The following is a 17,583-nucleotide window of genomic DNA, read 5'->3' as shown; positions in this document are numbered from 1 at the left end:
CCTCTGCCCTTATGGCAGATAGCCCCGTGGGTTTGTCCGCTGGCCGTTGACGCGCACCTCGAAGTGGAGGTGGGGGCCAGTGGAGCGCCCGGTGGAACCGGACAGGGCAACCACATCCCCAGCATTCACTATCCTGCCCACCGATGCCAGCAGCTGGGAGCAGTGACCGTAGAGTGTGGACAGCCCATCGCCATGATCGATCATGATGTAATAACCGTATCCGCCCCGGTTGTAGGTGGACACTGTCACCGTCCCCGGCAGGGCGGCGCGGATGGGTGTGCCTGTGGGGACTGCCAGATCCATACCGGTGTGTCCCCGCCGCTGCCCGGTGATAGGGTCGATACGGTTACCAAACTCGGAGGTGACCACGCTCCGCCAGTTCTCCCCGATGGGGGAGCAGAAGCCGTCCGCCCCGATGAACGGCACATCAGCCCCCTCGAAGCTGCTTCCCCCCGTATAGCCGTAGCGGATGAGGCTGTAGATGCTCTCCGCGTTGCTCCGCTGGTCCTCTGTGGCCTCCACACCCATGGTGGAACGGATATTCTGATAGATCACCTCCAGATCCTCAATGGACACGGCCACTGTATAGGTTTCTTCCTCCTCTGTGATGGTCCCGTCCTCATGTTCCACGGTGACGGTCCGGGTCCGCTCCTCGTAGGTGACAAAGCAGCTCACAAACTTCTGGCAGTCCTGTTGGCTGGGGCTGTCTGTGCCGAAGTACAGAGCATAAAAAAGGGCCTTGACGCGGATCTCGTCAAGGCCGTCTTCTCCTTCTGTCAATTCATTGATATTTTCAATGGATCCATCCAAGAGATTGAAGCCCGCGCGCATCTCCTCAATGTAGGCCCGGTACTCATCAGGGGTCTCAGACGGGACCTTGCCGCCGTAAAAGCACAGCTCCACAACGGAGAGGTTGTGGCTGGCGGTACCCGAACCCAGAGCGCACAAAAAGGCAATCAGCAGGATCACTGGAGAGAGAATCGCCGCCAGCACCCAACCGATTTTCTTTCTGGTGTTTTCATCAGTCAGGGCGAGGATGGCCGCCTTGACCAACGCCGCGGCTGTGGCGCTCATAAGCTCATGCCGTCCATGGAGGGGCTGTCCTGCTCAGGCCCGCTTTGCAGCTCCGACCAGTATTCGGTCAGCTCCGCCATTGTCTCCTCATATCCCTCGTTTTTTCTCTGCTTCTCCGCCCATGTCTGGTACTGCTCCAGATCCATCCCCCGATCCAGCAGGAGCTTTGCAACGCCGGCCGCCTGGTTATTGACGCAGACATACAGAGCGGCGTAGTTGTCCGCCGCCACCGGCATCCCGTGCTCCAGCAGCTTCTCCGCCATCCATTCCTGATGCTGGCCCGTGAGGGTGTGCAGAACGTCTGCCGCATAATCCCCCGGCTGGACGCCCTTGTCCACCAGCTCCATTGCGGTCTGGAAGTCCAGCCGCTCCGCAACCAGACGGAGGAGGTTTGGGGGCGCGGCGGCAATCTGCTCGGACGTACATTGGGCGATCAGATCTTTGGCCATGTTTCGATGGCCATTCGTATAGGCATGCAGGATGGCCACACCGGTGAGAGCGGGAAGCGGCTCTGAGAGACAGCTTTCCGCCTGCTCTATGAGAGACTGCACCCGCTGCCCATCTCCGGTATCCACCGCCCGCTTGCAGGCGGTCAGGTAGGCAGAGGGAGAGATTTTCGTTGCGGCAGACAGTATACTCAGAGTCATCCTTCTGCCTACCGCTCCCGGTCGGCCCGCAGTCTCCACCAGCAGGCTGTCCGCTTGATCCAGTGCTTTGGGATAGCGTGCCCAGAACTCTGTTAACTCACCATCCTGGATCGCCAGCACTGTTTTATCATAGTCGCTCATGCGCAGAGGCCGCTGTCCCACCTCCTCCATATAGGCGGTGATGCTCCCGGTCATCCGCCTCAGAAGCTGCTCCGTCTGAGACATGGCCTGCTCCTGCCGCTCCCGCTGTTCTACCAACGCCTGGATGATGGTACGCTGCTCTGCGGGATCCAGATGGACGATCATGGCCTCCGGCTCCGGCTGTTCCCCGCAGCTAAGGTACCGGGCATAGGTTCCTCGATCTCCATGGAATGCCTTGGTGATGGCGGAGGAGATGAGGAACATCCGGTCCAGGTCCGCGCCGGTTTCGCCCAGCGTTTTGCCTGTGATAAAGTTCCTTGTGACTGTTCGATCATTTTCATACCATTGCAGAGATACATCCAAATAGATTCCTTCACTGCCACCGTAGTCAGTGGTGCAGAAGATATCCGCGCCCCGCGGGATCTCCCGGCCATTCTCCCAGTCACGGTTCATGAGAAAATACTCGTCCGGCAGGTACCCCATCCCCTCCAGACGGTGCCTCAGCTCCTCAAAGACCTCCTGCGCGGTACGCTGTCCGGCGTACTGCTTCCGCCGGGGATCTTCCGGGGACGGTTCCCAGCGGGATAGTTCAATTGGTTCCATTTTCGTTTCCTCCTTGGTTTTGTATGTTCATCCCATATCGCCGTGTGGCTACAAAATCAAGACGGAAAAGGCGGCGATATGACAAAATTCGGTTGACAGGGTTCAGCTTGTATTTTATGATAATCACATCAAACAGAAAGGATGTGCCCTGAATGGCCGCTCGCAGCACCGAAGAACGTATCGCGCTGATCGATGCGAAGATCTCCAAAAAGCAGGAGGAGATCAAGACTCTGGAAGCCCAGAAGCAGAAGCTCCTCCACCCGGTCACCATGAGAACTGTCATGGAGAAAGCAAAGGCCGCCGGCCTATCCGCGGAAGAGATCGCGGAGAAGCTGGGGCTTGAAATGTAATTTCATATCCTGTGGAGATGGACGGCACGAATGCGCCGTCCATTTCTTTACACATAGGGGACTGCCATTGACCTTCCAACAGATGCCGGCTTTATCGTCCGCCAGCTGTCCCGAACAGCTTTTCCTTATAGGGCGGCGCGTGGACCTCCAGCAGATACCGCTCGTTGCCGCAGCGGTAGAGGCAGACGCCCCGCTGGGGATAGCGGATGAGCTCGAACTCAGCAGGCTCCAGCTGGAGGTTGTCCATATAGAACTTCTTGTCCACACTGCCGGCGTTGAACAGGAACTGGTGGGTGGGGATGGCGAAGAGCGGCCGGGTCAGCTCCCGGACCCCATCCACGTCAAAGTCCTCCAGATTCTGGCTGGCCAGGATCATGGAGGACTCTTTCTTCCGTACCCGCTTAAGGCTGTTGCGGATGTATTCGATGGCGGTCAGGTTGCTCAGCCAGATATAAAGCTCGTCCAGCCCCGCCGCGGTATTGCCCTTGGTAAGCAGCTTGTCGCTGAGATAGGACAGCACATTGAACAGCAGGGCGTTTTTCACATTCCGGCTGGCCTGGAGGAGCCCCTTGACGCCGAAGACCAGAAAGCGGGAGGTGGTGATGTTGGTGTGGCCGTTGAAGAACTTGCTCTCCGCGCCCCGGCACATGGAGTGGAGACCCAGCAGGACCTCCTGCAGCAGTTCCCTTGGGTAGAGGGGATACTCCTCGCTGTCATAGTTTCGGTACGCCTCCTCGATCACGTCATAGAGATCGGAGAGGACTGGATAATCCCTGGGAGACAGGGGCTGGAAGTCGGTATTGTCGTCCATGCCCCACTTGACGTACAGCCGCCCCAGCATCAGCTCAATGGTATCAACATGCTGGTCTGTAAAATCCTTATAGGCCCGGAAGAAGTCCTTGAGGAACGAGATATGCTGGCTGAGCCGGGTCTTCTGGCGGAATGCAGCGGGAGCATCCGGATCATCCCCCTCGCTGCCGTCGTCCCATAGCTTCGGTTCTAAGGGATTGATCCGGTACTGTCCGCTCATCAGGTCGATGAAGCACCCGCCCAGGTTGGAGCAGAGGTCCACGAGCTCATGCTCTGTATCCAGGCAGATAGCGGATTTGCCGCTCTCCAGAATATTGCACAGCAGGAGCTTGAGGAGGTAGCTCTTGCCCTGGCCGCTGTTGCCCAGAATCAGGACGTTGGCCGTGGTCTTGTCATCAGCGCGGCGGTCCAGATCCACGATGATGTTGGAGCCGTACCGGTCCCGGCCAATGTAGAAGCCGTTGGGATCCGTCTTGCCGGAGTAGTTGAAGGGGTACAGGTTGGCCACGGACTTGGCCGGCAGTACCCGCTCAAACTGGGATCCAAAGGCGTTGCGGCCCGCCGGGTTGGAGGAGAGGAAGCCCTCCCGCTGGCGCAGGAGGAGCCGGTCCGCGCCCAGCTTGCTCCGGATCAGCTCCGACGTCACCTCATCCCGCAGGGCACGCAGACTGTCCGGGTCTCTGGCGGAGAGCTCAATGAACACGGCGCAGTGGATAAGGGGCTCGCTGTTCTTCCGCATAGAGGCGATGAGGGCCGCCACATCCTGAAGGTTAGCCTCGGCGGTGACCGCCTGCTTCATGCTGCTGGTGCTGCCTCGGTCCAGCTTGTTTTTGTTCTCCGCGTTGTGGATGATCTTATCCTCCTCCGCTGCGGACGTCCTCCGGTTATAAATGTGCACGGTCACGCCGCTCTTTTCCCCCAGCCGGCGGAGCAGGGCCAGCTCCTCGGTGCTGGCCGGGTAGCTCCGCAGGGCCAGGGTGCAGCGGTAGGTCCCACCGCAGACGTAGTGATCTGTGTTAAACTTGACGGCAGTGGGCGCGATGAGGTCAAGGAAGTCCTTGACGCGGGGTTCTGGGGCCTTTGCAGGGACCTTTTTATTCGTTTTTTTCTGTACTTTCTTAGCCATGTTCTCTTGCCCACATCTCTCCGTCGTAGTCCTCGAAGCGGTCCGTGGTCACGTCCTGCTGGTAGTAGACCGCCAGCAGGCGCTTAACGTCCTGCTCCTCCGCAAGCCAAACGTGGAAGCCCTGATCCCGGATCCGCTTATCCATCTGGCGGAGCTGGACCTCGTTGCCCTCTCCGCTCTGCTGATCCAGCCGGAAAACCAGAACGAACTCCCGCGCCGAGGCGGTGGTGGTCTGGATCTCGTCCAGATGGGCGGAGTCCTGCCGCAGCAATTCCCGCAGGGCGGGCAGTTCCTCCTGCTCCAGCCGCTGGCGGTACCGCTCCTGATTGCGCTGAAAGGACTCCCGGGAGTCCAGGGCCAGGATACGCAGCTCCGGCATGGCGCACAGCAGATGGGTCAGAGCTGTCACCCGGCCCCGGACCCCCTCTGAGGAGAGCACGGAGAGGTTGTCCGGCCTGATAAGAAAAAAGGCCAGTTCCCCTTCCGCAGTTCGGATGCCGTGGCCGGTGAGCTGGCTGATGCCCATGAGCTGCCGGGCGGTCTGCCGCTGGCGCAGCTCTTGTTTCTGCTTTTTATTCAATGCATTCCCCCCATTCATAATACTGCTGTTTCAAAAACAGAAAGTTGACGGCATAGCGCAGGAAGTCCAGAATGCTGGCGTCCTCCACGCGGATGCTGAGAAAGGCGAAAAGGAATGTGGCCACCAGAGGCGGCAGGAAGCCGCTCTGCGCCAGAGCCAGGACAGAGAGGATAAAGCCGGTCCCGATGATAGCCACATCCCGCAGGGGCCACAGCCACAGCATGGCTTTGGCTCTCAGGTTTTCAGGGTAAATATAGATATTCGTCCCTCCCTTGGCAAACAAAATGGACGGGAGGTTTCTCCTCCCGTCCTGGATGATCTTTTGTTCATTACTGTGCGTCGTTGGTATGGAGTGCGGCATCCGCATCTCCCATGGCGGTTTCTTCCTGTGACAGTTCCGCTCTTAGGGGTATGTGTATTCTCCAGAGAGTGGGGCAAAGCTGCGGCGCCGCTTTTCCTCCTCGGTCAGCTCCGGCAGGACCTCCACTATGGGCGATCCGTCCGCTTCCGCCCCGGCCTCCCAGGCTGAGACGGCGTTTTCCACCAGACTGACCATAAATTCCTTTTGGGAGAGCTTCTTATGCGCGGCCAGGTATGCTTTGATCTGATGGAACAGCTCCTCCGTGACGGCGAACGCCAGCGTCCGGTCCCCCTTTTGGGGCGTGTACCCCTCCAGCATCTTGAGGGCCTTACCCTGTTCCCACAGAGCGAGTCCCTGTGTCACCAGGCCAATCACGAAATCCCGCTGGGACTGGCCCCCGTGGGCCGCCAGATACCGCTTGACCCGCTGGAACAGCTCCTCCGATACCGAGAAGGCCATGGTCCGGCCGCCGCTCTCTATCCGGGGCCGCGGCTTGGGTCCCTCATAGTGCTCCCGGATGATCCGCTCCATGAGGAGGCCGGTGGTCAGGCTCTCGTCCGCCGCCACATCCTCCCGGATCTTCTGGTGGAGTTCTTCACATAAATTAATCGTCAGTTTTCCCATTTTGTAGGCTCCTTTCCTTTTGGTAGGCCAAGTATATCCCAGGCTATGGCCCAAAGCTATTCACCAAATCCGACGAAGAACAACGCTGAAACGAAAGCACAAGTGACAAGCTCTTTCGCTGAACTTTGGGTGGCCATTTTTCCTGACTACATGTATAATCAAGACAACTTGATCATGGAGGGATCTGAGATGAAGCGGTGCCGCTGGGCGGACCCAAACTCGGAATTATACATTGCCTACCACGATAACGAATGGGGGCGGCCGGAGCATGATGACCGCAAGCTCTTTGAGATGCTGACTCTGGAGGGCTTCCAGGCGGGCTTGTCCTGGCTGACGATCCTGAAAAAGCGTGAGGCGTTCCGCAGGGCTTTTGACAACTTCCAGCCGGATGTGATCGTCCAATACGGCCCGGAGAAGGTGGAGACTCTGATGGCTGACGCGGGCATCGTCCGCAACCGGCGCAAGATCGAGGCCGCGATTCGTAATGCCTGGGTATATCTCTCCATTCAGAAGGAGGTTGGCTCCTTTGACCGCTACCTTTGGTCTTTCACAGGCGGGAAAGTCATCCTGAATACGGATGATGAAGCGCGCGCTCATACAGAGCTGTCTGACCGTATCTCCAAGGACCTGAAGCACCGGGGCATGAGCTTCGTCGGCACCACGATCATCTATGCGTTCCTACAGGCTGTGGGTGTGGTCAACGACCATGAGCTGTCCTGCTTCTGTCATCCGAATAATCAATAAGAGACCGCTATGGTGATTCCCCGCATGATGAACTCCACACAGGGGATGGCCACGCTGTTGCCCAACGCCCGATACCGGGCGGAGTCCGAGGCGTCGGAGAGAGCCGTCCAGCCATCCGGGAAACCCTGGAGGCGTTCGCATTCCAGCGGCGTCAGGCGGCGGATCAATCGGCGGCTATCTGCCTGTTGACATACCAGGTCTGTGGCATCTTTATACTGTCTGGCGCTTTCTGTAGAGGCCACATCGTTATCGTGAAATACGTCTACACGCTGTCTGGCATAAAGAATGCCGTCCTTTTCAGAAGGCGACCCGTGAGCCGCGTCTCTCTGTTCCACCAGCGGCAGATTGTTGCCTCCGGTCCCTGCACGGGCGGAGAGCGTCGGGGCAATGGTGTGTGGCCCGGTGTATCTGGCATCGATGCCGTGGTTTTCATACACCAGGGGTTGATGCCCGTGCTCCTGAGCCCGCAGGGTCCCCGTGATCCCCACCGTACAGTCCATCACGCTGCCGCCCTGGTCGTTCAGGCACAGGACAGAGGGCATACAGTTCCCGCTGGCTGTCCCTTTCAGCGTGGGGGAGATCTTCTCGGAATAGCCGATGCCTCCGGCCTTGGCTCCGGCCCCCGCAGAAAATCCGGCAACAAAGGTCTGCTGCTTCATTCCGGGTTGTGCCTGAAGCGCACCAGTAAGATCATGCAGATCCCGTACCTCACGCCCCAGGGCGGCTTCTCTTGCCGCTTTGCGGCAATTCACCTTCTCTCTCTGATTTGCGGCAAAGACCACGGAATCGCCGTTGATGAAGGTCTGCATCTGCATATTACTGGTGGCCATCAGCGTACCAGCTACACCATATAGATTGGTGTCCTCATCTCTCCGATTGATGTGATACGCTCTCATCTCCGCTGCCTGGAAATTCATCGGGAGCAGGCCGGCCTGAGCCATCAAAGCCCACTCCAGCCGCTCCGGCAGCGGTTTACCGCGCTCCTTTGCTCTGCGCAGGATGCCGAGACAGGCTTTTGGACTCAGGTCGTGTCTCTCGTCAGGATCTCGCTCCAAGATGCTGGATAGATCACATTTGACCGGCTCTCTGGGAGCTGCTCCAGTGTTGAGCGGCGGGCCATTTTCCTGCCACGGGGATCGGAATTCCCAATAATGGCACCCGAACAGGTCCACATGGCCTTTGGACAGATCCAGGTGGAAATAAGGAATGGAAATCAGCGTGGACAGGGTTAAGGTCCCGCTTTTTCGTTTCGGAGGTCTCGCATATATTTCATCAGCCTCCTCCAGAGAGAACAGCATCATCTGGCCGTCGCTGTCGCAGTGCTGCATAGTCAAGCCTCCCATCTAAGACATCAAACAGGAGCAGGGGCGCGAGAGGGCCGGCAAAGTCCGCCACCAGAAAAATGCGCTTTCTCCGCTGAGCGACGCCCCAGAATTGCGCGTCAAGGCAGCGCCACGCCAGAGAGAAGCCGTTTTCCATCACGGCGTCTCCCGCGTCCGGCCACGAATAGGGATAGGATCGCGGGACCTCCGCGCCGATGTCATGGATCCGAATGATCTCCTCCAGCACAATACGGAAGTCCTCCCCTTTGGGCGATCCGCTGCTGAACGCGCCTGGAACATTCTCCCAGCACATCCAGCGGGGACGGATGTCGGCGCCGGTCCGGCCCCGTTCTCTCTCCGCTGTCCGCATTTCCTTTATGATCCGAATCTGTTCCATAAAAAGGCCGGAACGGGCGCCGGATAATCCGGCGCGCGCTCCGGCCACGCTCAGGTCCTGGCAAGGGCTGCCCCCGCAGATGATGTCTACCGGGAGCAGCAGCCTGCCGTTCAACTTTGTGATGTCGCCCTTATGGGCCATGCCTGGGAAGCGCCGCTCCGTGACTTTCATGGGGAACGGCTCGATCTCGCTGGCCCAGAGAGTTTTGATCCCATACCGCTCCGCCGCGAGGGGGAAGCCTCCGATGCCATCAAACAGGCTCCCCATGGTCAGGTTCATCCCATGGACATCCCCATCCCCTCCGTAGGCGAGAGCTCCATGGACTGGATCTCCTCCGTGCTGACGCTCCGCACAGGGATGCCGAGACGCTCCGCCATCTCCTTTTCTCCCGCCATGCCGGGGCTGATCCGGTCCCCACACAGCCACAGCTCGTCACAAAGCCTTAGCATCCGGTTTCCCATATCAATGCCCAGCTGCCGTTCCTCCGGGTCGCTGTCATCCAACATCTGGGTGTAGAGCAAGTGCGGACAAAATGGGGTCATCTCCTCCGAGATGGCATACCGGCATGCCTGCCGGGCGAACTGGAGGTTTCGCTTCACATCTCCGGACAGAGGGGAAGCGATGTAGACCACCTTGGCCTGGGTGTCTGTCTCCCTCTGGGGCTGATGCCGATATGAGGGATCATTGACTACCAGACCATTCACGCCTACTTCAACAGACTGCTCCATTTCCTCAGCCCACTTCAGGTACGCCGGGTCAGCTCCTCGCCGGTATGTTTCCGGCAGCCATTTTGCCGGGATGCTGAACAGCCTGGAGGAGTACTCTGTCTCCCGCTGAATGGTATAGGCAAGGGCCTCGTGGATTGCCGGGAGCAGGGGCCACATAGATTGCGGATCGTCATCCCGAAAGTTGACCTCAAACATGACCACATCCTCGTACCGCTCCCAGCTCCCGCTGTCATCCTCGTTCCACACATAGTCGGCGGAGGTGATGGTCACGCCTTCGTCATTGCAGTTGATCCAGATGGTCTTATCCAGATCAGGGAGGCGTACAGCCAGTGTCCCTACCATGCAGCCCCCTCCAGTGTTGCCGTAGATGCGGTCTGTGACTTCATACCGCATGATCTCAGGGTCTGCCTGTAGGGAAATTGTTTTGAGCAGCTCCGCCTGTATGCTCCGCTCCGCATCATACCCGCCCGGATACTCCACACACCGGTACTCCGCGGCGGGGTGGCGGTTGAGCCGCAGCGCCTCCATATCCCGGATCTTCAGTTCCGCGTCCCCACGCTCGGTAAAGAACAGGCGGCGGCTGTTCTCAGATAAAAAGCCGGACAGCCCCGCCATGGGACTCTCCGGCCTTGCATCCACCCAGATCGCGTAGATTTTAGGCGGATGGAATTCGTTTCCTTCTGTCATATTCATCTCCTATTTCGGCGCCACCGCGGCCGCGATGGTCCGGGTGGTGTTGACGGCGGCCTGAGCTGTGTAGACCGCACTCATGATGTTGGCTCTCGTTGTGGTATCCAGGCCAAAGGTGCCGGCGATCCTGGGCACCTCCCCCGCGGAGAGCATGAGCCCCAGTCCCAGCAGGGCGTGGTCCTTGAACACCATAAGGCCCGCCACCAGAATGGTGGATTGCAGAAAGGCGGTCAGGCACAGGCCGATGACCTGCTTCATCCACTGTACAAAGCCATCCACATATCCTCTGGGAATGCTGAACATATACAGCGATCCAACGGCAATCTGGATGAGCAGGATGCCGCCCCGCTTCAGGTTTGCGAAAAAGACCTTGATCACCGCGTAGGCCATAAGGATGATGCAGAACAGGAGCATGATGGGGCTGGTAATGACGCCAAAGCCAAAATCCAGCGTCACCTGCGTCATATCCGCGATGCTTTCCACACTGCTGAGGTCTGTGATGATCTGCTGCCCCACATCCCCGATACTGGTCCCGTAGCCGGTAATCCCGGCGCTGAGCCGGCCCTGCAGCGATACGGACAGGGCGTAGAGCCGCACGGGAAGGATGGTGAACAGGCTGACGGCCAGGAAGCCCTTGATGGCGCCCAGCGCCGTGTGCTGGAGATTGGCCCGGCCCGTGGTGTACTCGATGCCGAACTCAAAGGCGCACACCACCAGGCTCACCCCATACAGCGCCCAGCCAAGCTGGGAGAAAAACAGGACAATGGCCTGTACCCACTCCAGTTCAAAGATCTCCACCCCCATGTTGCCCATGGCGGAGAAGAAGTTCCCAAGGAAGCCCACGATCTGTCCGTAGAACCAGTCGATCAGGTTGTCCATGACTGTGGAGGCCACAAAGTCCCAGATAAACAAAGAAAAATCACCCCTCTTGCGAAAGGGGCGTACCGCCTGCGGCGGAATAAAAATGAGGGCCGTACAGACGGTACGGCCCTCATATAGTCGTTGCGACAGAAAGAAAGCGGGCACTGCTTCAGTGCCCGCGTGTCTTTATGCCAAAATTCAATTCCATATTAGCATACTCTCTGGTGCGGGGTATGAAGGAAATAAATTTGGGGTATCACATGGTCTGCTGACACTGAGGAGAGTGGTCTTTGAACACTTCCCCCTCAGCCGCGTAATAGGCGCTGGCTGCATCCCCGCCATCATTCATATGCTTCACAGCCCGAAGCATGCTGTCATGGTTTTGGGGTTCCATGAGGAAGCCCACCAACGCAAGAGCTGGCACATGGTCCAGACTCCCGCCAAGACTCAGGTACTGGGCCGCGGCGGTTTCCATGCCTTGGTGCCGCTTGATGAGGGCGAGCTCCACATAGGAGCGGTCAAAAATTTCGGATTATGTTTTCGTCCCGTCCCGGTCCAGATTTTTAGCGTATTCCAGCCAGTTTTTCATGGCCTGGTCAGAGACATCCGGAAGCAGGTCTCTTATCCTCCGCTCAAAATCTTCCCTGGTCATAGTGTCAGAGTCCCACAATGCCCCAGATGTAGTTGGGGGCCAGCAGGACAAAAATTAAGCACACGAATAAGATAGCAGGGCCGGTCCACTCGAACTGTCCATGCTTGCGATAATCAAAATACGCCATTGCTAATTTGACAAAAAAAGCGATGGCCAGCACCATGCCCAGCGCCGGAAACACGACGCTGTCCACCACCGTTTTGATCTGCTCTGAGGCGTCTCCCCAGGTCTGTTCCACCGCATCCGCCACATCATCCGCGGCGGCCAGCGCGGGCATACAAAAAAGCCCTGCCAGCAGGAAAACCGCCAGCAGGACGCAGACCCATTTTTTCAGTTTCACAGGCTCTCCTCCTTTAAAATCACGTCTATAAAATCGATGCGGAAATCGCTTGATTTTCTGCTCCACCTCCTCAGAAACACAGCCGCCCCAAAAGCCTTGGAGCGGGCAGTCGTGAGTTGACAACGCCCTCGATGTATTGCATAGTACAAGTTTAATCCATCGGATATTCTGCTTGCGTTGGAGGAAACAGTATGAACGAAGAGAAACTGCGCTGTACACCCGGAAGCATCCCGCCTCTGACGGCGGGTTCAACGGTTAGGCTCAGGCCATGGTAAAGGCCGCCGCGGAGGCGGGATACGAGGCCGCTCCCCGCAGCTCCATTGTGAAGGCGATATGCGGAAGCAGTTCGAAGCCCTCACTGGCGTGAAGCTGGACGATGACGTTTCTTGGGAGATTGTCGTCGTTCAGAAGGACCGATCTCTCTCCGAGTGGGGGGCACGGCCCAATAAGGCCGCGCCCCTGCTTTATTTGTCTTCCGCGGTAAGCCTCAGTAGCCGGTGCGGGGCAGGGGATTGGATGGCTTGTAGACCTTGGTCACCCACCGGCTGGTGGCCATGATCCACTGGCCGTCATAGACGCCGCCCGCGTCCGCCTGGTTGGTGAACTGGGTACCGCCAGTGACCCAGGAGACCACATCGCAGTACACCCGCGGAGCCTCCACCTGCCGGAAGTTAGCGGGGACCACCCCGAAGGAGACCATAAACTGCGTCACATACTCGTTGGAGGCCAGCCCCAGCGCGGCGGGAGATGCGTCCAGTACATAGTTTTGCTGAGTGGAGAGGTTATCCGCCAGGGCGCGCCAGGTATCTCCGCTGAGATTGGTCTTGTAGACCACCTTGTAATTGCCCGTCACATTGTAGGTGCCGGTGACCAGCTTATCCAGCCGCACCGCCTGGGTGGGTAGCGTATCCCGCCAGTAGAAGGAGGTCAGGCCGGTGGTGGAGTTGTTGGCAATGCCGCTGAGGTCATAGCGGATCTGCTGGCCCGGCATGACCTCCACATACCCTGTCTTCTTGATGCTGACGTTGGTATAGAGGCTCTTATTGGTCATAGCTGCCTTGACGATCTGGCCCTCATGCTCAATCTCCACCTCAATGGGCGTTTTGTCCAGGCCGTAGAAGTCCGCCGTCCTGGATTCAATGATTTTATAGCGGGCCAGAGGCAGAGGCTTGCTCACGGCCACACCATTTTTATTAGTCCGGATGGTATCCACCAGACGGCCCGTCCGGGCGTTGTAAATCTCAAACTCTGTGTTAGGGATCGGGGTGCCGGCAGGCCAGCCGTTCATGGAGTTGTAGTCTTCCGAGGTCTTCGTGATCTGGATCTGTCCGGTGATGGGGGTATTCTCCCACTCAACCTCAGTGACTTTTCCGGCTTGTACGTATACAGTCTTGAGTTGGTCGTCCACAATGTAGCCATCGTTCTCCAGCTCTCGCAGATAGAACCGGCCAGAACTGGTCAAATCATCGATATAGACATATCCCCGGTCATCCGAGGTGTATTGACAAATAGGCTTCCGATTGCTATCATAAAGCAAGAAAACGACACCAGGGATTCCCTCACCGTCCGGGTCCACCTTGTGGATGAGAATACCACTGATGGGCTGGTTGGTCACAGTCTCACGGGTGACCTGTCCATCCTCCACCGTGAAATAGATGGGGGCAGCGTCCAGGCGGAACGAGCTGGGACAGTTCGTTTCCACCGCGTAGTAATCACCGGCCTCCAGAGGGAGATAGACCTTGCCGTCTTTCCCTGTGGTGACGGTGTCCACCAGTGCGTCATCGCTGACATTGCGGACCTCGAACGTCGTGTCAGGAATCCGCTCCGTTTTGTCTGCCGCACTGACCTTGGTAAATTCGACGCCGCCCTCCGGCTCATTATAAAAGTAGAGGGTCTGGACCTCGTCGCCCTCCGAGATCTCAATGGTCTGGGGGGTACTGTCCAGAACATAGCCCGCGACTGTGGAGACCTCCTTTGCCGTAATGGTCATGCCGGCGGTGAGGCCGGTGATGACCACACGGCCCTTGCTATCGCTCACATATCGGCCATTGTCCGGGCCTATATAAGCCCCGGTGGAGTCCGTCACCAGAAATTCCACCCCGGCCAGTGGCTTGTCGTTTTTATCACCGTCGTAGATGTTCTTCTGGAGAACCAACGTTTTTTCCGGGTCGTTGTAAAAATAAAGATGCTGCGTGTCATCCGGATTGACCACCACCGTCTGGCTCCGGGTACCCTCGTCAATGGTATAGCCTGGTACGCTCTGTACCTCAGTCACCACGACGGTGCCTGTGATCCCAGAGAGGATGATCTGTCCCTCTAAATTGCTCCAGTACAGGCCGTTGGAGGACAACTGGCCGTTTTCATCCGGCAGGAAAGAACCATCCGCATAAGTGATTTTGAATTGCGCCCCCTCCAGCGGCGTTTTTTTGTCGGCGCCCGACAGCTTGTGAATGATCAAATTGCCCAGGGGTTGGTTCCGGAACTCAAGCGACATGGTTTGCCCAGCCTTGATTTCCGCTGTCTGCGGGGTGTCATCCAGCAAATAGCCCGGCTTCGCTCTGGTTTCGCGCACCACCAGCACCGTGCCGGGGTCCTGATTCTCCACCAGGAAAGAACCGCTGCTGTCCGTCACGAATTTGCCGTTGGCGTCTCCCACCAGCGTCCCATCGCTGGTGGTGACCAGAAATTCCACATCGGAAAGCGGTTCTTTTTTCTCGTCATCCGAGATCTTGGTGACCAGCAGAGCGCCCTTGGGGGAGTTGCCGAAGTGGACCTCCACGACCTCCTGGTCCTTGCCGGAGAGGTAGACTGTCTGAGGCGGTGTGTCGATGACGTGAGTGCCGTCGCTGGCGAGCTCCTCAATGATATAAGTGCCAGCTTCACAGCCGGTGACGGTAAAGGAGCCATTCTCCGAGGTCTGGTAGACGCCGATCACCGTGCCGCCGCTGCCGCTGGCGTTGCCGCTCAGATACCGGACTTGGAACCAGCAGTCAGATAAAGCGGCCCCTGTTTTGGAATCATACTTCCACACACAGATGGCTGAGAGAGGTTGGTTTTGGAAGCGGAAGGTATGGCTTCCCCCAGCCGGAATGAATACCTCCTGCGTGTCCTCGTCCGGCAGGGCGAATCCAGGGGCAGGCTCCAGCTCTTTTACCCGGTACCAGCCGTCCCGGAGGGAGATGTCCGGCTCGGAGAGAACGATACGGCCCTCGGAGTCCGTATAGTACACGCCCAGGTCGTTATACTCTCCGGTGGCGGTATTGTTGGAGGCGTACCAGACCTGCATCTTGACATTTTCGATGGGATCATGAGTGATCTCGTTTTCCTTGATGATCTCAATAAAAGGCTGCTTGTGGTTCTCAAAGCTGATCGTCTTTTCATCGCCGGCGTTCAGGCTGATGGTCTGGACCCGTTCCGATTCCGTTTCTGAGATATAATATGGGGAGGGAACGGATTTTTCTGTGATCTCATAGCTGCCGGGGTCTACCCGCTTGGAGACGGTTCCGTCCTCCCCGGTGGTCCACTCGTCCTTGTAGTCGCTGTCGATCCCCTCCACCAGGAAGACGGTTCCGGGGATCTTGATCGTGGGGTCATCCGCGTCTGACTTTGCGATGGTGAGCAGGGGCTGCTTCCGATTGACAAAAACCAGCTCTTTCTCATCACCGGGGCCAAGCCAGATGGTCTGAGTGGGCTCATCCCCGATCACATAAGGCGCAGGAACGGATTTTTCTGTCACTTCGAAACTGTCCACAGGGAGGGCCGTCAGGACCGCTTTTCCGTCCTCGCCGGTGGTCACATCGGTGTGAAAGCCGGAGTGGATACCCTTGACCTCAAAGACGGTGCCGGGGATGACGGTATTCTCGTCGCTGCCGTCCCGTTTCCAGATGGTCAGATTGGGTAGGCGCTGGTCCTTGGCGGTCACCTTGACGGTCCCACCCCCATCCACCGTAGCTTGATCCACATGGACAATGACCGGCTCCAGCAGGGTGGCCATGGGCGCCGGTACGGACTTCTCAATGAATGCGTACATGCCCTCGGTGACGTTGGGGACCACGATGCGGCCTGAGCTGTCGGTTTTCTCTGTGGCGATGATCTGGCCGTCCTTTACCACATGGAAGACCGCGTCAGGGAGGGGATCATCAGAATCGTCCAGCTTCAGCAGTTCGATTTTGACGCGGGCGTCATTTTCAAAAACTAAACTGACATCATGCTTGCCATCCCAAACAAATTCCTGTTTGACCTTGTCCGGGTCCGGGCTGAGGGAGTAGCCAGAGGGCGGAGTCACCTCCGTTGCGGTATAGCTGCCAATGGGCATGGTGTCCCAGGGCACGTCGGTCAGGTAGCCGCCTATGCCGGTCGTATATGTGCCCGTAAAACTGTTATCCACACCGTCAATGCGGATAACAGCGCCGGCAAGGCCCTTGGTGGGATCGTCCGCATCCACCTTGCGGATGGTCCCTTCGCTGGTGACCTCGGGCGTGTCCGTGAATGTGACGGTCACAGCCCTGCTGCTACCGTTGGGCAGGGCCACATACTGGGGTCCAGCGTTGTCGATCTGGTATCCTTCCGGCGCTTCCAGTTCCACGATGGAATATGTCGAGGCGTCCAAGCCTTTGAGCGTATAGGTCCCGTCGCTCCCGGTCACGATCTCCTGCTCATAGGTCCCGTTTTCTGAACGCACCATGAACCGTGCTCCAGGGAGCCCCTTGTTGGGATTGGTGGCGTCCACCTTCTTCACGGTCAGGTCGTACTTCTCACGGGTGACGTCCAGGTTCCCAATCATAATGGCCTGCACGTCCTTGGCCTGATGGGAGCTGGTGCTGGAGCCGGTGTATTGGTATTCGTAGACGGTACACTCGCCCCACACGCCCTGCTTGCCCAAATCCAGGATATATTGGGTGCGGTCACGGAAGGACATCCCGTCCAGCAGGTCATCAATACTGGAGTAGCTGGTATGCTCCAGATTGTTGTAGACGCACAGCAGCTCCTCGGCACAGGCGGTGGCTGGATCCGCCAGCAGGCCGGCCTTATAGCGCCAGATGATGGCCTGCACCCAGGCGTTCATGGTCCAGGAATAATCGCTGCCCCACACCTCATCTACGCCCAGGGCGTGAGCCTGGTCGGTGAACACGCCGGTGGTATGGGCGTAGTAGTAGGCCATCATGGTCTGTACGGTAGGGTCAGTGATGGGCTTGGGATTGCCCCAGGTCTGCCCCTCCAGGGACCAGCCCATGCCTTTCCCGTGCTCGGCGCAGAAGCCGATGGTGCTTTTCTGGTTGTAATCGAAGGTCATCTGATGGAGCCAGCAGGTCCCCAGGCTGGGAGACTCATAGTGGACGCCGTTGTGAGTGCAGTCCTCCATCTTGATGGAGCCGGGGGCGTCTGCCGCCAGCGCGGCGGTGGGCAGCAGACCCAGCATACAGATCAGCACCAGCAGCATGGAGATCATTCGCTTGTATGGGAAACAAATCTTTCGCATACCTTGTTCCTTTCCGAAAAAGGAAAGGCCGGGGGACCATGCTTCCCAACAATA

The 17,583-nt window shown here is 58.1% G+C and carries 14 protein-coding genes and 1 pseudogene; 2 read left to right on the top strand and 13 right to left on the bottom strand.

Features of this window, described 5'->3' with window-relative positions:
- Positions 1–9 precede the first annotated feature (9 nt).
- Complete coding sequence (locus L9O85_RS08080) at positions 10–1,074, bottom strand: M23 family metallopeptidase (protein WP_009261570.1); 1,065 nt, start codon at positions 1,072–1,074, stop codon at positions 10–12.
- On the bottom strand, positions 1,071–2,465 hold the full coding sequence (locus L9O85_RS08075; RefSeq protein WP_009261542.1) for a hypothetical protein: 1,395 nt from the start codon (positions 2,463–2,465) through the stop codon (positions 1,071–1,073). The genes L9O85_RS08080 and L9O85_RS08075 overlap by 4 nt, the downstream gene beginning before the upstream one ends.
- Before the next feature lie 152 nt (positions 2,466–2,617).
- On the opposite strand from L9O85_RS08075, the gene L9O85_RS08070 reads away from it, so the two are divergent.
- Positions 2,618–2,815 carry a hypothetical protein gene (locus L9O85_RS08070; protein WP_009261437.1) on the top strand — a complete coding sequence of 66 codons (198 nt, stop codon included), beginning with the start codon at positions 2,618–2,620 and terminating at the stop codon, positions 2,813–2,815.
- A gap of 91 nt (positions 2,816–2,906) precedes the next feature.
- Here L9O85_RS08070 and L9O85_RS08065 read toward each other — a convergent pair whose 3' ends face one another.
- The 4 genes from L9O85_RS08065 to L9O85_RS08050 form a co-directional block, all read right to left on the bottom strand.
- A complete protein-coding gene (locus L9O85_RS08065; RefSeq protein ID WP_301578376.1) occupies positions 2,907–4,751 on the bottom strand; it encodes a VirB4 family type IV secretion system protein in 1,845 nt (614 codons plus the stop codon).
- Positions 4,744–5,331 carry a hypothetical protein gene (locus L9O85_RS08060; RefSeq protein ID WP_301578375.1) on the bottom strand — a complete coding sequence of 196 codons (588 nt, stop codon included), beginning with the start codon at positions 5,329–5,331 and terminating at the stop codon, positions 4,744–4,746. The genes L9O85_RS08065 and L9O85_RS08060 overlap by 8 nt, the downstream gene beginning before the upstream one ends.
- Complete coding sequence (locus L9O85_RS08055; protein WP_044945908.1) at positions 5,324–5,590, bottom strand: hypothetical protein; 267 nt, start codon at positions 5,588–5,590, stop codon at positions 5,324–5,326. The genes L9O85_RS08060 and L9O85_RS08055 overlap by 8 nt, the downstream gene beginning before the upstream one ends.
- A 144-nt stretch (positions 5,591–5,734) precedes the next feature.
- Positions 5,735–6,316 (bottom strand): hypothetical protein, encoded by a 582-nt coding sequence (locus L9O85_RS08050; protein ID WP_050001742.1) that lies wholly within the window; start codon positions 6,314–6,316, stop codon positions 5,735–5,737.
- Positions 6,317–6,505: 189 nt separating this feature from the next.
- Here L9O85_RS08050 and L9O85_RS08045 point away from each other — a divergent pair, with 189 nt between their 5' ends.
- Positions 6,506–7,060 carry a DNA-3-methyladenine glycosylase I gene (locus L9O85_RS08045; RefSeq protein WP_080744497.1) on the top strand — a complete coding sequence of 185 codons (555 nt, stop codon included), beginning with the start codon at positions 6,506–6,508 and terminating at the stop codon, positions 7,058–7,060.
- Here the strand turns inward: L9O85_RS08045 and L9O85_RS08040 are convergent.
- From L9O85_RS08040 to L9O85_RS08010, 7 genes and pseudogenes are all read right to left on the bottom strand, one after another.
- A complete protein-coding gene (locus L9O85_RS08040) occupies positions 7,054–8,388 on the bottom strand; it encodes a DNA cytosine methyltransferase (protein ID WP_195494922.1) in 1,335 nt (444 codons plus the stop codon). The genes L9O85_RS08045 and L9O85_RS08040 overlap by 7 nt on opposite strands.
- Positions 8,389–8,410: 22 nt before the next feature.
- Positions 8,411–9,058 (bottom strand): annotated as a pseudogene (locus L9O85_RS08035) (DNA cytosine methyltransferase); the annotation flags it as partial.
- Positions 9,055–10,194: a DUF4406 domain-containing protein gene (locus L9O85_RS08030; protein ID WP_243280579.1), complete on the bottom strand. Its 1,140-nt coding sequence runs from the start codon at positions 10,192–10,194 to the stop codon at positions 9,055–9,057. The pseudogene L9O85_RS08035 and the gene L9O85_RS08030, both read right to left, overlap by 4 nt.
- Positions 10,195–10,203: 9 nt before the next feature.
- Complete coding sequence (locus L9O85_RS08025) at positions 10,204–11,109, bottom strand: conjugal transfer protein TrbL family protein (protein ID WP_044942053.1); 906 nt, start codon at positions 11,107–11,109, stop codon at positions 10,204–10,206.
- 205 nt (positions 11,110–11,314) lie between these two features.
- Entirely contained in the window at positions 11,315–11,452 is a 138-nt protein-coding gene (locus tag L9O85_RS08020; RefSeq protein ID WP_301578374.1) for a hypothetical protein, read from the bottom strand.
- A gap of 262 nt (positions 11,453–11,714) precedes the next feature.
- The gene (locus L9O85_RS08015) at positions 11,715–12,050 is read right to left on the bottom strand and encodes a DUF3852 domain-containing protein (protein ID WP_009259185.1); all 336 of its coding nucleotides are present in this window, start codon (positions 12,048–12,050) and stop codon (positions 11,715–11,717) included.
- Between the two features lie 487 nt (positions 12,051–12,537).
- Positions 12,538–17,529, bottom strand: coding sequence for a SpaA isopeptide-forming pilin-related protein (locus tag L9O85_RS08010; protein ID WP_301578373.1), 4,992 nt, complete (start codon positions 17,527–17,529; stop codon positions 12,538–12,540).
- Positions 17,530–17,583 lie beyond the last annotated feature (54 nt).

The organism is Lawsonibacter asaccharolyticus, from assembly GCF_022453915.1.
GTDB classification, from domain to species: Bacteria; Bacillota; Clostridia; order Oscillospirales; family Oscillospiraceae; genus Lawsonibacter; species Lawsonibacter asaccharolyticus.
Note: the sequence above shows the minus strand (reverse complement) of the source record. Positions and strands in the feature narration are given on the sequence as shown.